The following is a 15488-nucleotide window of genomic DNA, read 5'->3' on the forward strand; positions in this document are numbered from 1 at the left end:
AGGGAGCGGTCATGGATCACGTCATTTATACGGCAATGGGCGGCGCTAAGCATGCGCTGGAAAATCAGGCCATTGTCTCGAACAATATTGCCAACGTCTCAACGTCCGGGTTTAAAGCGCAGTTATCAGCAATGCGCGCGGTGCCTGTCAATGGTGACACGGAACAAACCCGGACACTGGTGGTTTCCTCAACACCCGGGGCGGACATGAGTCAGGGACCGCTCAATTATACCGGGCGATCAATGGATGTGGCGCTTAACGACGGACATTTTCTGGCCGTTGCACTGCCGGGCGGTGACGAAGCATATACGCGTAACGGAAATATTCAGGTTTCAGCCGATGGTCAGCTGATGCTGGGTGAGAATCTGTTACAGGGCGACGGCGGGGCGATTGATGTTCCGCCACATGCACAGCTTACTATCGGCGGCGACGGAACCATTACAGCTCTCATTCCGACCGATCCGCCGACGATGCTCGGACAGATTGGTCGTCTGAAAGTGGTGGAAGCGAAGCCGCAGGATGTTCTGCGCGGTGAAGACGGACTGTTTCATCTGACACCGCTTGCCCGTAACACGAACGGCAACGCATTGCCGATGAGTGAACGAGGCAAGGTTATGGCGGGTGTTCTGGAAGGCAGTAATGTCAATCCGGCGCAGGCGATGGTCGAGATGATTGCCAACGCACGTCATTTTGAGATGCAGATGAAAGTCGTCCATAGCGCGGATGAAAATGCCCAGCGGGCGAATCAACTGCTGGCTGTAAGTTAATACTCAGTAAGGAATTACCATGATCCGTTCATTATGGATTGCAAAAACCGGGCTTGAAGCCCAGCAGACTAACCTGGATGTGATTTCCAACAACCTGGCAAACGTCAGCACCAATGGTTTTAAACGCCAGCGTGCTGTGTTTGAAGATCTGCTTTATCAGAACATCCGCCAGCCGGGTGCGCTGAGTTCCGAACAAACCTCTCTGCCGACCGGTCTGCAGTTGGGTACGGGTGTTCGTCCTGTGGCGACCACGCGGATTCACGAGCAGGGTAGTCTGAATAAAACCGGCACCTCGACTGATATTGCTATCAGCGGGCAGGGTTTTATCCATGTTCAGATGCCTGACGGCTCTGATGCCTATACCCGCGACGGCTCTCTGCATCCTGACCAGAATGGTCAGCTGGTGACATCATCCGGCTATCAGGTTGTGCCTGCCATTATGATCCCGGAAGGGGCTCAGAAGATGGAAATCGGTCGTGATGGTACTGTCTCTGTCACCATGTATGGTGAGAGTCAGCCACAGCAGATCGGGCAAATCACGCTGACCACTTTCATCAATGACGCCGGCCTGGAAAGCATGGGTGAAAACCTGTATATGGAAACAGCCAGTTCCGGTGCGCCGACTGAAAGTGCGCCTGAAACAAATGGTGCCGGCCGTATTTATCAGGGAATGGTGGAGACCTCCAACGTCAACGTTGCAGAAGAACTGGTGAATATGATCCAGACTCAGCGCGCGTATGAAATTAACAGTAAGGCGGTTTCTGCCTCTGACCAGATGTTACAACGTCTGACTCAGCTGTAATTCCCTGCCCTGTCCGCGAATGTATTGCGGACAGGGCTTTTTTACTGAGACACGCACAGAACAGCAAGAGTAAAAAGATGACTGAAAACGGCATTGTTCCACAGCAGCAGGATTGCGCAAGTTCTCCTGCCTTGTCTGTTTCCGGGCGCGGACTGGTGGCGGCGGCAGTGATTGCTGTTTCACTCAGCGGCTGTGCTTACATCAAGCCAAAACCCCTGGTGGATACGAAAACAACCGCCTTACCGGTGGCACCGACAGCTCCGGCACCCAACGGTGCGATTTTTCAGAGTGCGCAACCGGTTTTTTACGGCTATCAGCCTCTTTTTGAGGACAGACGTCCGCGTAATACCGGGGATATCCTGACGATTAATTTGCAGGAAAATGTCAGCGCCAGTAAAAACTCCTCCGCGAATGCAAACCGTGCCGGAAAAACCGGGTTCCTCGCCTCAATATTACCGGGCTTTATGAGCGGCTGGCTCGGCGGCGGTAACACTGAACTGGATGTGAAAGGCAACAGTGAATTTTCCGGTAAAGGGGGTGCAAACGCACAAAACACCTTTAAAGGTACGATTACTGTCACGGTGGATCAACTTCTGGCAAACGGCAACCTGCATGTTGTGGGTGAAAAACGGATCGCTATCAATCAGGGAACGGAATCTATCCGTTTCTCCGGCGTGGTCAATCCGCGCACAATAGGTGCGGATAACAGCGTCAGCTCGACTCAGGTCGCAGATGCCCGTATTGAGTATGTCGGCGATGGCTATATTAATGAATCGCAGAATATGGGCTGGTTACAGCGCTTCTTCCTGAATGTATCACCGTACTGAGCAGAGGTAATGATAATGAAAAAAGTACTGGCTGGTCTGCTGGTTGCGGTTATGGGTGTATTAAGTGCCCCGGCTCATAGTGAGCGGATCAAAGACCTGACAAGTGTTCAGGGGGTTCGTGAAAATGCCCTGATTGGTTACGGGCTGGTGGTGGGGCTGGACGGTACCGGTGACCAGACGATGCAGACGCCTTTTACCACACAGAGCCTGAGCAATATGTTATCCCAGATGGGGATCACGGTTCCGCCGGGCACCAATATGCAGCTGAAAAATGTGGCAGCCGTTATGGTTACCGCAAAAATGCCACCATTTGGTCGTTCCGGACAGTCTATTGATATTGTGGTTTCCTCGATGGGTAATGCCAAAAGCCTGCGTGGCGGCACATTGCTGATGACGCCGCTTAAAGGTGTGGACGGACAGGTGTATGCGCTTGCACAGGGAAATATCCTGGTCGGCGGAGCCGGTGTCAGTGCCGGTGGCAGCAGTATTAAAGTCAATCAGTTAGCGGGCGGTCGTATCAGCGGCGGGGCCAGTATTGAGCGCGAACTGGCGGGCAGCTTTGGTCAGAGTGGTGTTATCAATCTCCAGCTGAATGAAGATAGCTTTGCCCTGGCGCAGGATATTACGGATGCAGTTAACCGGATGAACGGTTCCGGCACAGCGACGGCGCTGGATTCACGGACTGTGCAGTTACGGGTTCCGCAAAGTAACAGTGACCAGGTGCGTTTTTTGGCGCGGGTGCAGGATTTGAATATTCGTCCGCCACAGACGGATGCCAAAGTTATTCTCAATTCCCGCACCGGCTCTGTGGTAATCAATCGCACGGTGACGCTGGAAAGCTGTGCGGTCGCACACGGTAGTCTGGCGGTTACGGTAGATCGTGATACTCAGGTCAGTCAGCCGGATACGCCATTTGCCGGTGGTCAGACAGTTGTGACACGCAACACCAATGTCGGGATTCGCGAGCAGGACGGCACACTGAAAAAAGTGAATGCAGGGGCAAATCTGAATCAGGTTATTCAGGCTCTGAATACATTAGGGGCTACACCAACTGATCTGATGTCTATTTTGCAGGCAATGGAAAGTGCCGGTTGTCTGCGGGCGAAACTGGAGATTATCTGATGAGCGACGTGCAGTTAATGCAGAGTGCTGCTTATGACGTACAGTCGCTGGGCAGTCTGAAGCAGCAGCTGAATGAAAAACCGGAGGAGGGGCTGCGTCAGGTGACGCAGCAACTGGAAGCCACCTTTGTTCAGATGATGCTTAAAAGCATGCGTGCCGCACTGCCGCAGGACGGAATGTTTTCCAGCGATCAGACCCGGATGATGACCAGTATGTACGATCAGCAAATCGCACAAAACCTGTCACAGAAAGGGCTGGGGTTCGGCGAAATGATGTATCAGCAGCTTTCCGGAAATCAGGATACGGAAATGCCGCTTAATTCATCAATGATGCCACTGGGTGATGCCTCCGTTATACAATCTATGCCACAACAGGCGATGGCTCAGCTGATGCGCAAATTCAGTTCGGCTGGTGATGTGTTAAGCGCACCGCTGAAGAAAGTCAGAGAGCTGGGGCTGAACAGTCAGAATTTTATTGCCAAACTGACTGAACCGGCAAAATCGGCGTCACAGAAAAGTGGGGTGCCGCATCTGCTTATCCTCGCACAGGCGGCGCTGGAAAGTGGCTGGGGTAAACGGGAAATTTTGACCGCAGAAGGTAAAACCAGTCATAACCTGTTTGGTATCAAAGCCGGAAAAGGCTGGAAAGGACCGGTTACGAATATTATGACCACGGAAGTTATCGACGGTAATACGATTAAGATGCGCGATAATTTCCGTGTTTACGGCTCTTACGAGGAAGCGATTGCGGATTACACCCGTTTGCTGACTGAGAATCCGCGCTACCACGGCGTGAAGCAGGCGGCAAGCCCGGAACTGGCGGCACAGCGTCTGCACAAGGCGGGTTACGCGACTGATCCCGGTTATTCAGACAAATTAATCACGCTGATTAACCAGATCAGAGGAACCACACCTGCCAATCCGGTTGCTTCCCGCGCCGTTCAGGCCTATTCCCTCGATTTAAGCGACATTTTCTAATCTGTTTGCGGTGTAAAAATAAAGTTATACCCAACGTCATTCAAGATGCAGCCAACGAACCTGCAGTTTGAATGAATAAGGGTATAAAACACTAAATTTTTACGCCGTCTTTCCGATAACTAAGTAAGAGACAATTTTAAACGGATGACATCTGCCCTGAGGTTTTCAGTGAGTTAACCGCAAAGACGGGACAGCAGGCACCAGAGAAAGGAAAAAGCGAATGCTGAATAATGTAATGAATAACGCATTAACCGGAATTAATGCAGCCCAGGGCGGGCTGAGTGTTATTTCCAACAACCTGGCGAATGCCGGAGTCGGTTATTATCACCGTCAGAGCGCGGTATTTGGTGAGAACCCGGGCACAATGACAACCAATGGTTATTTCGGCAATGGTACCTATTTTAGTCATGTCCGCCGTGAATTTGATGAATTCGTGAATGCGCAGTATAACGGCGCGCGTTCACTCAGCGGTGATCATGAAGCCTATCTGAAAAATGCCAGCGGGGTTGATAATTTACTGTCAAACAGTACCGATGATATTGCCGGCATGCTGGGTAATTTTTTTACTGCGTTGGATCAGGCTGCAACGGATGCGAGTGATAAAACCCTGGTTGATGTGTTCATTGGTAAATCAAAATCCATGGTCAGTCAGCTGAAAGAAGCAGATCGCCGTTTGCGTGACATGGAAAGTGATGTTAATCATCAGCTCGATAACAAAATCAAAGACATCAATACTTACGCTGAAAAAATTGCAAAACTTAATGAGCAAATCAGTAATTCCCGCTCTATAAACGGTGCAGAACCGAATGATCTGCTGGATGTGCGTGACCGTCTGGTCAGTGAATTGAATTCCGTCATAGGCGTCAAAGTCATTGAGCAGAACGGGAACTTTAATCTCTCTTTCGCTAACGGATTGCCGCTGGTAACCGGAAATAGGTCAAACCGGCTGGAAGCCGTTCCGTCGGGCAGTGATGACAGCCGCCTGAGTATCGGATTTGTCGATTCGGCAGGCAATGTCCGTGAAATTAAAGATGAACAGATCCGTGGCGGTGAGTTAAGCGGTGTTCTGCGTTCACGTCGTGAAGTTATTGATCCGGCAAGACAAAAACTGAATCAGATGGCACTGGTTTTTGCTGAGAAATTCAATGAAGTTCACCGTAAAGGCTATGATGCGAACGGCAATACCGGTAAAGATTTCTTTGCGGTTGGCGGCGGTAGCATGGTGAGTAATACCCATAACCAGGGAAAAGCGGATTTTGACATCAAATACAGCGATGTCTCCAAAGTCACCGGCAATAATTATGATGTCAGTTTTGACGGTACTGACTGGAATGTCACCCGCTTACCGGAAGGCACGGTGGTTAATGCTAACTTTGACAGTGCAACCGGAACATTAAAGTTTGATGGCATGGACATCAAAATCAGCAATAACACTGCACAGGCAGGGGATCGCTTCCTGTTAAAACCGGTGGATAATGTTATCGGTGGTATGAATACCCTGATTAACAACGCGGCTGACTTTGCAGCGGCTGATAGTACGGGTGGCGCAAGTAATAACGAAAATATTAAAGATTTGGTGAAACTGCAGGATCAAAAACTGGTGGGCGGAACATCAACACTGTCTGATTTCTATGCATCCCTGGTCAATGATGTGGGTAGTAAGACCAAGGATGCTCAAATTAATTCTGAAACACAAAATAAACTGACAGTCAGCCTGTATGAATCACAGCAGAGTATTTCCGGTGTGAATACTAACGAAGAAAGTGTTCAGATGCAGAAAATGCAGCAATTTTTTAATGCCAATGCCAAAGTGCTGTCAACCGTTGATGAATTATTTAACACACTGATGCGTGCGTTTTGATTTTATTGCGTAAATAAGGGAATTTATCATGCGTTTTAGTACCAATTTAATGTTCAGTCAGCGGGTCAGTGATATGAATAACTCAACTGCCCGCTGGATGGAATCAGGATCTAAGCTGGCATCCGGCAAACGTGTCAATAAACCGTCTGATGATGCGCAGGCATCAGCGCAGGCTGTACGTGTCAGTCAGTCTGAAAACCGTAATCAGCAGTATGCATCAACCCGTGGTTATGCAAAAACCGGGATGACACTGCAGATGAGCATTCTCAGCCAGATGAATGAAGTCTCCACGCAGATGGATACCACGGTTATTCAGGCCTCTAATCAGGGCACGCTGAGTGACGCGGATCGTGATTCACTGGCATCACAACTACAGGGACAGAAAGATCAACTGGTCTCCCTGGGTAACACAACGGATGGCAACGGACGTTATATTTTTGGTGGTTATAAATCAGATACCCCTCCGTTTGCAGAAGATCCGGTAACCGGTGAGGTTATCTACAGTGGCGGTGATAAATCTATCACACAAAATGTGGGCAGTGACCGTGAAATGATCAGCTATTTCGCCGGTTCTGAGGTGTTTGCCACCACCACAAATGCGAAAGGTGAAAAGGTCGCAGATATGTTTACGGCGATCAATAAAGGGCTGGAAGGCCTGAAGATCCCACAGCAAAATGCATCTCAGGCAGACCTGGACAAGGCGAATGCCGCGATGGGAGAAGCTAACCGGGGTATTAAAGCCGGGATGGATAAAATTTCCAATATTGAAGCGAAGCAGGGCTTGCAGCTCCAGGAAATTGACAGCCTGAATTTCCTGTCTGATACACGGAAAATCCAGAATGACAGCCGCATGAGTGAACTGATGGATACTGACTGGACCGGCACTATTTCAGATTATCAGAAAGAGATGTCCATGTTCCAGGCATCCCAGAGCATTTTTAAAGATCTTAACAGCATGTCGCTATTCAATCGCTGAGTTATTGATAGTTACATTCCTCTCCGGGGCCGTCATTATGACGGCCTTTTTTACAGCAATATTCTCCCGGATCACCGGACAGGTATAATAACCGTATCTTGCGGGAATTTTTCTGCCGGTTTCAGTTCTTCTGTCAGAAAGTCAGTAAATGCCCGTATTCTGGGTGACTTCAGCAAATCAGCCGGACAGGCGATGTAATAAATATGGGATACGGTCGTCCATGGTTCAAGTAACGATACCAACTGCCCGTTTTCCACTGCTTTGCGGGCAATAAAATCATGCATTATTGCCACACCGTTACCGTTGATTGCCATATAATAGGCCGCCATCACATCCTCATAAAATGCAGCATCGCCGGTTGTCGGAACATGGGCAATTTCATTATTTATCACCAGCGGCCAGCGCAGCGGCAGCGGGTTTTCAGGCAGATGCATTTGCAGGCAGTTGTGGTGCGCAAGATCGTCCGGGGTATTCAGCGGCGGCATTTTTTTGAGGTAATCCGGCGAGGCGAAAATCCGGAACCTCGCAAAATCAATTTTGGTCGCCACCCAGTCCGGCAGGTAATTCAGCCAGCTTGTCAGAACGATATCACAGTCTGTGTTGTCCTGACGGGGTATACGAAAACGAAGATGAAAGTTAATTTCGATTTGCGGATAACGGCGGCGAAATTTTGACATCAGCGGAAATACTTTCAGGTAAGCATAGTCATTTGGCAGGCAGACATGGATTTTTCCCGCCGGAATAGTTTTCAGGTCCAGTAATGCTTCTTCTGCATCATACATAGCCGTCAGCGCTGTTTTGCAATAGCTGAAATATTGCATCCCGGCTTCTGTCAGCCGGACATGGCGGGTCGTGCGGACAAATAACGCGCAGCCGAGTTTCTGCTCCAGCCGGTGGATTGTTTTGCTGACGGCGGCAGGCGAAATATGCAGCGCACCTGCCGCCTGTGAAAAACTCTGCAGCTCCGCGGCCCGGCAAAACAGCTCCAGAGTTCCCAGCATTAAATCATCAAAGTGACGCGGCATTGTTAACCTTAGGTTAGTAATGAAGTGATATGAAGGTAGTTTATTTTACGCAGGTCGAATCTATAATAACTACCATCAATCACTTAAGAAAAAACATAAGCGCAGGTTATTTATGAATCCACAACAACGTACTGCCGTCATCACCGATGCAGAAACGTGTCTGGGGAAACAGTTAACCAGGACACTGCTTGATGAACATTATAGAGTGATTGGAATATTCAGCAATGAGCAGGCCATGCAAGACTTTATGCAGGGACCGGATAATAAACCGTCATTTTTACCGATTGTTGGTGACAGTCATTCAGCCGACTTTGCGAATGAAATTATCCAGCAGGGAATTATTCATTTCGGAAATATCGATGTTATCATTCATAATTCCGGAGCATTTATCAGTAAATCATTTGAAACAACCACCACAGATGATCTTCAGTATTTAATAAACAGTAATATTTATAGTTTATTTAATCTGAGTCAATTAGCAATTAAAAACATGTTGAAAAATGAAGGCGGAAAAATTATTGTTGTCACGTCATCTATTGCGCTGCAACCATCCCAAAAAATCCCCGCAGCCATGAGTGTTCTGGTGAAAGAGGGCGTTCATGGTCTGGTCAGGGCGCTCGCGCTGGAGTATGCGAAGAAGAATATCCGGATCAATGCTATCGCTCCCGGGTATATTGAATCACCGACATGTGCAGGACTGAATAAAGATTTAATTAATTTAGTTTCTCCGGCAGATAAAGTCGGAACAATTAAAGACATTATAGACAGCATTCGTTTTCTGCTGACATCAGATTATATCAACGGTACGATTATGCCGGTTGATGGCGGTTATTCAGCAGGAAATTGGTAACAGAGTTATTTCTCAAGTCGTTTTCCGGATTACACACAGCAAGCTATTTTTGTACGTCAGTTACCGGAGCCGGTAACCACTTTCTCAGTGGTTACCGTTTTTTTTGTCCAGCGTTTACAATCAACCTGCATAGAGTGTGAAAATCAGGGATAACTGTTCAAACGCCTGATTAATCACCCGCTCGGTATAGCCCGGAAGAACAGAAATAATCAGACCGAGCATGCTTATCCCGACAGTCAGCGTCAGCGGAAAACCGACCACAAAGACAGATAACTGGGGTGTCATGCGATTTAAGATACCTAACGCCAGGTTAAGAATAAGAAATAAGGTAATGAACGGCAGTGCCAGCATCAATCCGTTTAAAAATATATGATTAGCTGATTGCACCAGAATCCAGAAACCATCGCGGTTCAGCGGGAGTATCTGTATGGGAAGCAGATCAAATGAATTAACCACAATATGAATCAGCCACAGATGCCCGTCAAAAGAGAGAAACAGCAACAGAACGATCAGGTTAAATATGCGCGCGATAATCGGCATATTCGGACCGCCGCTCGGGTCAAAAAAGGTCGCGAAAGATAACCCCATCTGCAAACCAATCACTTCGCCGGCATGTCGCACAGCGGCAAATGCCATCTGCATTGCCAGCCCCATGGTCACACCTATCACCACTTGTTGCAGAATGACCCATAAGCCGGATGCGGAAAAAAGCGGAATATTCACAACCGGTAACTGTGGCGAGACAATCAGCACCGTAAAAAAGGCAAGCATGACCCGGACTTTACCGATGGACTGTTTTTCATTGAAAAAGGGGGCGGTGCTCAGCAGTGCCAGTATCCGGATAAACGGATAAAATCCCTGGCTCAGCCATAATGTGAGTGTTTCGCTGGTGATGGTTAACATGGATTAACCGATAATAAACGGCAGATTATTTAACAGACTGCGCATATAGTCGATGAGCAGATTGAGCATCCACGGACCGGCAATAACGATCACACTGATAACTGACAGGATTTTCGGGATAAATGATAATGTCATTTCATTTACCTGGGTGGCGGCCTGCAATAAACTGATCAGCAGACCTGCCGCAAGGGCGGCAAGCAGTAAAGGTGCCGCCAGCATCAGTGCTACTTTCATGGCTTCAATTCCCAGAGCCATAACGGATTCAGGTGTCATGATGTCTCCTAGTTAAAAAAGCTTTGTGACAGAGAGCCGAGCAGCAACTGCCATCCATCCACCAGCACAAAGAGCATCAGCTTAAAGGGCAGGGAGACAGTGGCAGGCGGCACCATCATCATCCCCAGCGCCATCAGCACGCTGGCGACGACAAGATCGATAATCAGGAACGGAATGAACAGCGTAAAGCCAATCTGAAATGCCGTTTTCAGTTCGCTGGTAATAAAGGCAGGGATTAAAATGCGCATCGGCACATCTTTTGCTTCCTGAATATCCTCTGTTTTGGCAATACGGGCAAACAGTGCCAGGTCGCTTTCACGCGTCTGACCCAGCATAAAGGTGCGCAAAGGTGCCGTGCCGCGTTCAAGTGCGGTTTCCAGACTGATTTTGTCCTCACTGAATGGCTGATACGCTTCCTTATACACTTTATCAATGACCGGTGACATCACAAAAAAGGTGAGAAACAGCGCCAGTCCCAGCAGAACCTGGTTCGGCGGTGCTGAAGGGGTACCCAGCGCATTACGTAACAATCCCAGTACAATAATGATGCGGGTAAAGCCGGTCATCATCAGTAACAGCGCAGGGATAAATCCCAGCAGTGTTAAAAAAAGCAGTGTCTGAACCGGCAGCGACCAGCTTTGACTGCCGTCCGGCAGTACATGGCTGACAACACCGGGCAAAGATGCCAGTGCTGCCTGCGGAAGAAGCAAAAGCAGCATCAGTACGGGGATTACACGTTTGTGAAATAACATCTTGGATTCTCAGATTGGCTTATCAACAGGCGCGGCCCGTTTGGTTTTCAGCAATGCGTGAAAGGCAGAAGGTGCATTTGTTACCGCATCCGGGTCTGCCGGACAGCGGTGGAGTAAATTAACAGATTGTGCAGTGACACCCAGGATAAGCCACTCATCCTGAATTTCCACAACCACCAGCCGCTCTTTACTGCCTAAGGAACAGCTGCTTTTTACTGTCAGCAGTGCTGTTTTCCCCGCAAGTTTTGCGGAAAACCCAAGTTTTCTGACAAGCCAGGTTAATGCGAGGATCAGCAGGATAATCCCGCCGAGTGCCCCGGAAACCTGCATCAGACTGTCTGTATTGCTGACCGTCTGCGTGCCCGGTACAGCGGATTGTGTGATTACCGGAGAAAAAACGGCAGTGTCTGCCGTTTTTTCTGTTGCCGGTAACGCGGCGTGCCCGGCGCTGTTTGCTATCATATCAGCGGCTCAGACGACGCATACGCTCAGACGGGGTAATAATATCCGTGATGCGGATACCGTAGTTATCTGAGACTACCACCACCTCGCCCTGCGCAATCAGATAGCCGTTGATCAGGATATCCAACGGCTCACCGGCCAGTCCGTCAAGTGCGACCACTGACCCCTGTGATAAATTCAGGAGTTTTTTGATGGTCATTTTTGTCCGGCCCAGCTCAACAGAGAGACGGACCGGAATATCCATAATCAGATTGATATCAGACAGCTGATTCAGCGGGTTCTGGCTGTCAAGATTATCAAACGGGTTCTGAGTTCCTGATTCTGCTTTTTTTTGTTGCTCCATCGCATCAGCCCACAGAGATTCATCATTGTTTTCCGGGTTCATGGCTGGAGTGTTATTCGCCTCACTCATTGGTTTTTTCCTCGTCCAGAGTGTTTAATACAGGGTTAATCAAATGTTCTACACGCAACGCATATTGGCCATCACGGGTGCCATACTGACTGGTCAATACAGGTACGCCGTCAACACTGACAATCAGGCGATCCGGTTTATCTACAGGGATCACATCCCCTTTTTGCAATTGCAGTAACTTAGAAATACGCATCGGCATTTCAGCAAAATTAGCCACCAGTTCCAGCTCAGAATGCTTCACCTGTGTCACCAGGTTTGACACCCAGGCTTCATTTTCCTGATTGCCGTGTTCCATCGGCGGATTAATTAACCGTTCGCGGATAGGTTCAATCATGGCTATCGGGATACAGATACTGAGTTCACCAACAGTGTTACCAATCTCTATCAAAAATGAGGTAGTAACGACAATATCGTTGGGTGAAGTGGTGATATTAGTGAATTTTACCTGTATCTCGGAGCGGACATATTCCACTTCCAGGTCAGCAATCGGCTTCCAGGCATCGCGGTAAGCATTCAGTGCCAGTTTCAGCATGCGGTGGATAATGCGTTGTTCGGTATTGGTAAATTCTTTACCTTCAGAACGAACCGGAAAACGGCCGTCACCACCGAACAGGTTATCAACGGCGATATACACCAGCGCTGGCTCAAAGGTGAACAATGCAGTTCCGCGTAACGGCGGCATGTGCACGAGATTCAGGTTGGTCGGTACCGGAAGGTTACGGGCAAATTCATGATAAGGTTCTATTTTAATCCCGCCAACAGTGATGTCGGGACTGCGGCGCAGCATATTAAACAGTCCCATACGGAACTGGCGGGCAAAGCGCTCATTAATGATTTCGAGAGATTGCATCCGCTCGCGGATAACGCGACGCTGAGTATTCGGGTTATAAGGACGAACCTGATCCTTATCTTTTTCCTGTGTTCCGTCGGCAGGAAGCGGCTCTGATGGCGAATCACCATTGAGCAGTGCGTCGATCTCCGCCTGAGATAAAATATTATCGCTCATCAGTTTTACCGAAGAATAAAAGTGGTGAATAACACATCCGAAATATCCTGATCCGGCTGACCGGGAACCAGCGTCGGGGCGAGTGTGGTTTTAACCGCATTCATTAACTGAATTTTTCCGTCATGTGTTCCCAGTATCTGTGATGTCTGTTGTGATAACAGCAGCAGAAGACGACTGCGGACTTCCGGCAGATATTCATGGAGTTGTTCACGGGAACGTTCGTTAGCCAGGCGCAGTGTCATATCAATATATAACACGCGGTCACGGCTGTTATTCAGACCGGGCAGGTTCACGGTAAAAGGTTCAACTCCCATGAAGATGGGTTCAGGCATATTTGCCCGTTTTTCATCTCCGGTGCCGGCAGCGGCGGTGGTGCTGTCCTGTTGGGACCACCAGCTGTAGCCACCAAAACCTGCTCCCGCGAGGGCAATCAGGGCGAATAAAACCAGTAACCCGGCATTGGAACCTTTTGAGGCGTTACGTGAAGACGACATGTTAACTGAATTCCTATTTCTTTTAGCAAAACCCGTCAGGGGTTTCATACTCTGTATACCCGACTATTATGGCGTGCTTCTGCGGGACTAAAGGGGGGAAAAACGAAACAAAAAGGCGGTAACTCGGGGCTTTAGTTCCCGTGCTCCGCCATTAAGTATAAGGATCAGGCGAAGGTATCTATTCCGCCGCGTGCGAGAGCCGCGCTGTGCGCCATACGACTGACGGTGGTATCACCCTGAATATTCAGCCCGGTGATATTTCCGGCAGCGGACAGTGATTCACCGGATTGTCCGGCGTTCTGACCGTTGCCCCGGTTTTGCTGATCGCCATGATATTCCTGACCGACAGAACTTTGTGCCAGATTAATTCCGCTTTCCTGAAGGGCGCTGCGCAGTACCGGCATCATTGATTCCATTGCGGCGCGGACATGGCTGTGTGGTGAAACAAAATGCATAACAGCCTGATTATCTTCTATTTTAAGATGAATATTCAGAGAGCCGAGTTCTTCCGGATGCAGTCTGAGTTGCGCCTGCTGCAATCCCTGACGGGAGAAGTAAGTGATATTCTGGCTGACCTGCTGCTGCCACAATTCACTGCCTAACTGACCGGTAAGCGGCATCGCCTGTGCAGTCGGCGCTGCTGCTTGTGTGGCAGAGACTTGTGCGGCGGACGGCATCAGTGCCGGGCTTTGCAGTGCGGTATGTGCGCCGGGGGCGGTGACAGTCTGAAATGCACTGTTTTCAGTCTTGATACTGAATGCGCTCTTGCTGTTATCACTATTGTTTTCAGTGACAGAGGCCAGTGATAACGGCGTTGTGGTATCCGCTGATTTTTTATTCAGCGGCATAAAATCGTCCGCAAGCGTTTTCGGATCAGTTCTCTGTGCATCAGCTAAAGAAAAACGGGATTGATCGACACGAGGTTTTGATTTTTCATCAGTAAACAGGGTACGCGAATCGATCTTTTCATCAGTGATAAGGGGCTTATCCGTGCTTTTCAGTAACGATTCCTGATCCTGAGCTATTTCTGCGGTTTTGGTAATATTTTTTCCGCTGTCATCAATGCGCAGTTTTGTGTCAGTTGCCGGTTTTTCTGCAACAGTACCGTCGCGCCCGGTCAGGCGCTCTTTCAGTGCTGTTAGTAACGCATTGTCAGCCTCGTCAGAAGCCGGAAGCGCGGTATCTCCGTCTTCAGTACCTTGTAACAGCTTAGGATTAAGATCTGCCGTGGTTGTATCACCTTGTAAACGACGGGAAAAATTAAGCTGAGCCAGGGTATCTTCACTGGTCTGCTTTTGCGCGGCTGTGGTTTTTACATCCCCGGCAGGTTTACGAGCGGCAGCATCGTGTTGATTGTTCTTAACGCCATTGGCCGCACTTACCTGTGCCGGTTTTTCCGGGCGGGGTTGTTGTGCATCAAGGACGGACTGAAACGGCAGAACCGTTGCCTGTGCGTCTTCCGCCTTAGGGGATTCCTGTTTATTCAATGCATTGTCAGCTGAACTGATCGGTTTGGTGCCGGCATTGACATCCATTTATCGGGTTCTCCATAAAGTAGCCCGCTGGGCAAATTCATCCATCTGCTTTTGCTCCAGCCGGTTTTGTCGTTGATTATGTGCATGATCGGCGCGCTGAATAAGAGTATCGAACGCATTTACCCGCTGCTGTTTTTCCTGCCAGTGGCGGTTTGCCTCACTGACCCGTTGTGCCCAGACGGTTAACTGGGTTTGCTGCTGTTCGATTGTTACATCCAGTGTGACTAAAAATTGCTGATAATTCTGCCACTTATCGGCAGCCATTCCGGTGTGTAACGTCTGATTCAGTTTCTGCCGGTAATCTGCCTGATAGTTTTCCAGCATAGTGAGCTGCTGGCTCATCTGTGTGTGAGTCAGGCGCACCTGAGCCAGTACTTTTGCCGCTTCTTCAGCGGCATCTTCGGCTAAGCTTAACAGCGTGGTTAATGCATTATTTTTTGACAT

General features: G+C 49.0%; 18 protein-coding genes. 8 read left to right on the forward strand and 10 right to left on the reverse strand.

Features of this window, described 5'->3' with window-relative positions:
• The first annotated feature begins 11 nt into the window (after window positions 1-11).
• The 7 genes from ACMHKJ_RS18220 to flgL all read left to right on the forward strand — a co-directional run bounded on the left by ACMHKJ_RS18220 (window position 12) and on the right by flgL (window position 7332).
• Window positions 12-767, forward strand: coding sequence for a flagellar basal body rod protein FlgF (locus tag ACMHKJ_RS18220; protein WP_413496173.1), 756 nt, complete (start codon window positions 12-14; stop codon window positions 765-767).
• A 19-nt stretch (window positions 768-786) separates the two neighbouring features.
• A complete protein-coding gene (gene flgG / locus ACMHKJ_RS18225) occupies window positions 787-1569 on the forward strand; it encodes a flagellar basal-body rod protein FlgG (RefSeq protein WP_067361527.1) in 783 nt (260 codons plus the stop codon).
• 77 nt (window positions 1570-1646) lie between these two features.
• Window positions 1647-2396, forward strand: a complete 750-nt coding sequence (locus ACMHKJ_RS18230; RefSeq protein ID WP_413496175.1) for a flagellar basal body L-ring protein FlgH — start codon at window positions 1647-1649, stop codon at window positions 2394-2396.
• Between the two features lie 15 nt (window positions 2397-2411).
• Complete coding sequence (locus ACMHKJ_RS18235; protein ID WP_413496177.1) at window positions 2412-3518, forward strand: flagellar basal body P-ring protein FlgI; 1107 nt, start codon at window positions 2412-2414, stop codon at window positions 3516-3518.
• A complete protein-coding gene (gene flgJ / locus ACMHKJ_RS18240) occupies window positions 3518-4495 on the forward strand; it encodes a flagellar assembly peptidoglycan hydrolase FlgJ (protein ID WP_413496179.1) in 978 nt (325 codons plus the stop codon). The genes ACMHKJ_RS18235 and flgJ overlap by 1 nt, the downstream gene beginning before the upstream one ends.
• A 220-nt stretch (window positions 4496-4715) precedes the next feature.
• Window positions 4716-6356 carry a flagellar hook-associated protein FlgK gene (gene flgK, locus ACMHKJ_RS18245; protein WP_413496181.1) on the forward strand — a complete coding sequence of 547 codons (1641 nt, stop codon included), beginning with the start codon at window positions 4716-4718 and terminating at the stop codon, window positions 6354-6356.
• Between the two features lie 28 nt (window positions 6357-6384).
• Window positions 6385-7332 carry a flagellar hook-associated protein FlgL gene (gene flgL / locus ACMHKJ_RS18250; protein WP_413496183.1) on the forward strand — a complete coding sequence of 316 codons (948 nt, stop codon included), beginning with the start codon at window positions 6385-6387 and terminating at the stop codon, window positions 7330-7332.
• 71 nt (window positions 7333-7403) lie between these two features.
• On the opposite strand, the gene ACMHKJ_RS18255 is transcribed toward flgL, so the two are convergent.
• The gene (locus ACMHKJ_RS18255; RefSeq protein ID WP_413496184.1) at window positions 7404-8357 is read right to left on the reverse strand and encodes a LysR family transcriptional regulator; all 954 of its coding nucleotides are present in this window, start codon (window positions 8355-8357) and stop codon (window positions 7404-7406) included.
• Between the two features lie 112 nt (window positions 8358-8469).
• Here ACMHKJ_RS18255 and ACMHKJ_RS18260 point away from each other — a divergent pair, with 112 nt between their 5' ends.
• A complete protein-coding gene (locus ACMHKJ_RS18260; protein WP_413496186.1) occupies window positions 8470-9207 on the forward strand; it encodes an SDR family NAD(P)-dependent oxidoreductase in 738 nt (245 codons plus the stop codon).
• A 120-nt stretch (window positions 9208-9327) separates the two neighbouring features.
• Here the strand turns inward: ACMHKJ_RS18260 and fliR are convergent, their stop codons facing one another.
• The 9 genes from fliR to fliJ form a co-directional block, all read right to left on the reverse strand.
• On the reverse strand, window positions 9328-10110 hold the full coding sequence (fliR, locus tag ACMHKJ_RS18265) for a flagellar biosynthetic protein FliR (protein ID WP_067402309.1): 783 nt from the start codon (window positions 10108-10110) through the stop codon (window positions 9328-9330).
• Window positions 10111-10113: 3 nt separating this feature from the next.
• Window positions 10114-10383 carry a flagellar biosynthesis protein FliQ gene (gene fliQ / locus ACMHKJ_RS18270; RefSeq protein WP_413496188.1) on the reverse strand — a complete coding sequence of 90 codons (270 nt, stop codon included), beginning with the start codon at window positions 10381-10383 and terminating at the stop codon, window positions 10114-10116.
• A gap of 8 nt (window positions 10384-10391) precedes the next feature.
• Window positions 10392-11135, reverse strand: a complete 744-nt coding sequence (gene fliP, locus ACMHKJ_RS18275; RefSeq protein ID WP_413496190.1) for a flagellar type III secretion system pore protein FliP — start codon at window positions 11133-11135, stop codon at window positions 10392-10394.
• Between the two features lie 9 nt (window positions 11136-11144).
• Window positions 11145-11597, reverse strand: a complete 453-nt coding sequence (gene fliO / locus ACMHKJ_RS18280) for a flagellar biosynthetic protein FliO (protein WP_413496192.1) — start codon at window positions 11595-11597, stop codon at window positions 11145-11147.
• A 1-nt stretch (window position 11598) separates the two neighbouring features.
• Complete coding sequence (gene fliN, locus ACMHKJ_RS18285) at window positions 11599-12009, reverse strand: flagellar motor switch protein FliN (RefSeq protein ID WP_413496194.1); 411 nt, start codon at window positions 12007-12009, stop codon at window positions 11599-11601.
• Window positions 12002-13015 carry a flagellar motor switch protein FliM gene (fliM, locus tag ACMHKJ_RS18290; protein ID WP_413496196.1) on the reverse strand — a complete coding sequence of 338 codons (1014 nt, stop codon included), beginning with the start codon at window positions 13013-13015 and terminating at the stop codon, window positions 12002-12004. The genes fliN and fliM overlap by 8 nt, the downstream gene beginning before the upstream one ends.
• A gap of 5 nt (window positions 13016-13020) precedes the next feature.
• A complete protein-coding gene (gene fliL, locus ACMHKJ_RS18295; protein WP_413496198.1) occupies window positions 13021-13509 on the reverse strand; it encodes a flagellar basal body-associated protein FliL in 489 nt (162 codons plus the stop codon).
• A gap of 164 nt (window positions 13510-13673) precedes the next feature.
• Entirely contained in the window at window positions 13674-15044 is a 1371-nt protein-coding gene (locus tag ACMHKJ_RS18300) for a flagellar hook-length control protein FliK (protein ID WP_413496200.1), read from the reverse strand.
• Window positions 15045-15488, reverse strand: coding sequence for a flagellar export protein FliJ (fliJ, locus tag ACMHKJ_RS18305; protein WP_067402289.1), 444 nt, complete (start codon window positions 15486-15488; stop codon window positions 15045-15047).

Source organism: Morganella psychrotolerans (genome assembly GCF_965118875.1).
In the GTDB taxonomy this organism is placed as follows: domain Bacteria; phylum Pseudomonadota; class Gammaproteobacteria; order Enterobacterales; family Enterobacteriaceae; genus Morganella; species Morganella psychrotolerans_C.

Bases quoted from the DNA above. Each gene is read 5' to 3' on its own strand.
- ACMHKJ_RS18255 (WP_413496184.1), bottom strand. From the start codon at position 8,357: ATGCCGCGTCACTTTGATGATTTAATGCTGGGAACTCTGGAGCTGTTT.
- fliR (WP_067402309.1), bottom strand. From the start codon at position 10,110: ATGTTAACCATCACCAGCGAAACACTCACATTATGGCTGAGCCAGGGA.
- fliN (WP_413496194.1), bottom strand. From the start codon at position 12,009: ATGAGTGAGGCGAATAACACTCCAGCCATGAACCCGGAAAACAATGAT.
- ACMHKJ_RS18230 (WP_413496175.1), top strand. From the start codon at position 1,647: ATGACTGAAAACGGCATTGTTCCACAGCAGCAGGATTGCGCAAGTTCT.
- flgJ (WP_413496179.1), top strand. From the start codon at position 3,518: ATGAGCGACGTGCAGTTAATGCAGAGTGCTGCTTATGACGTACAGTCG.
- ACMHKJ_RS18220 (WP_413496173.1), top strand. From the start codon at position 12: ATGGATCACGTCATTTATACGGCAATGGGCGGCGCTAAGCATGCGCTG.
- flgK (WP_413496181.1), top strand. From the start codon at position 4,716: ATGCTGAATAATGTAATGAATAACGCATTAACCGGAATTAATGCAGCC.
- fliL (WP_413496198.1), bottom strand. From the start codon at position 13,509: ATGTCGTCTTCACGTAACGCCTCAAAAGGTTCCAATGCCGGGTTACTG.
- flgL (WP_413496183.1), top strand. From the start codon at position 6,385: ATGCGTTTTAGTACCAATTTAATGTTCAGTCAGCGGGTCAGTGATATG.
- ACMHKJ_RS18300 (WP_413496200.1), bottom strand. From the start codon at position 15,044: ATGGATGTCAATGCCGGCACCAAACCGATCAGTTCAGCTGACAATGCA.
- fliJ (WP_067402289.1), bottom strand. From the start codon at position 15,488: ATGTCAAAAAATAATGCATTAACCACGCTGTTAAGCTTAGCCGAAGAT.
- ACMHKJ_RS18260 (WP_413496186.1), top strand. From the start codon at position 8,470: ATGAATCCACAACAACGTACTGCCGTCATCACCGATGCAGAAACGTGT.
- fliP (WP_413496190.1), bottom strand. From the start codon at position 11,135: ATGTTATTTCACAAACGTGTAATCCCCGTACTGATGCTGCTTTTGCTT.
- ACMHKJ_RS18235 (WP_413496177.1), top strand. From the start codon at position 2,412: ATGAAAAAAGTACTGGCTGGTCTGCTGGTTGCGGTTATGGGTGTATTA.
- fliQ (WP_413496188.1), bottom strand. From the start codon at position 10,383: ATGACACCTGAATCCGTTATGGCTCTGGGAATTGAAGCCATGAAAGTA.
- flgG (WP_067361527.1), top strand. From the start codon at position 787: ATGATCCGTTCATTATGGATTGCAAAAACCGGGCTTGAAGCCCAGCAG.
- fliM (WP_413496196.1), bottom strand. From the start codon at position 13,015: ATGAGCGATAATATTTTATCTCAGGCGGAGATCGACGCACTGCTCAAT.
- fliO (WP_413496192.1), bottom strand. From the start codon at position 11,597: ATGATAGCAAACAGCGCCGGGCACGCCGCGTTACCGGCAACAGAAAAA.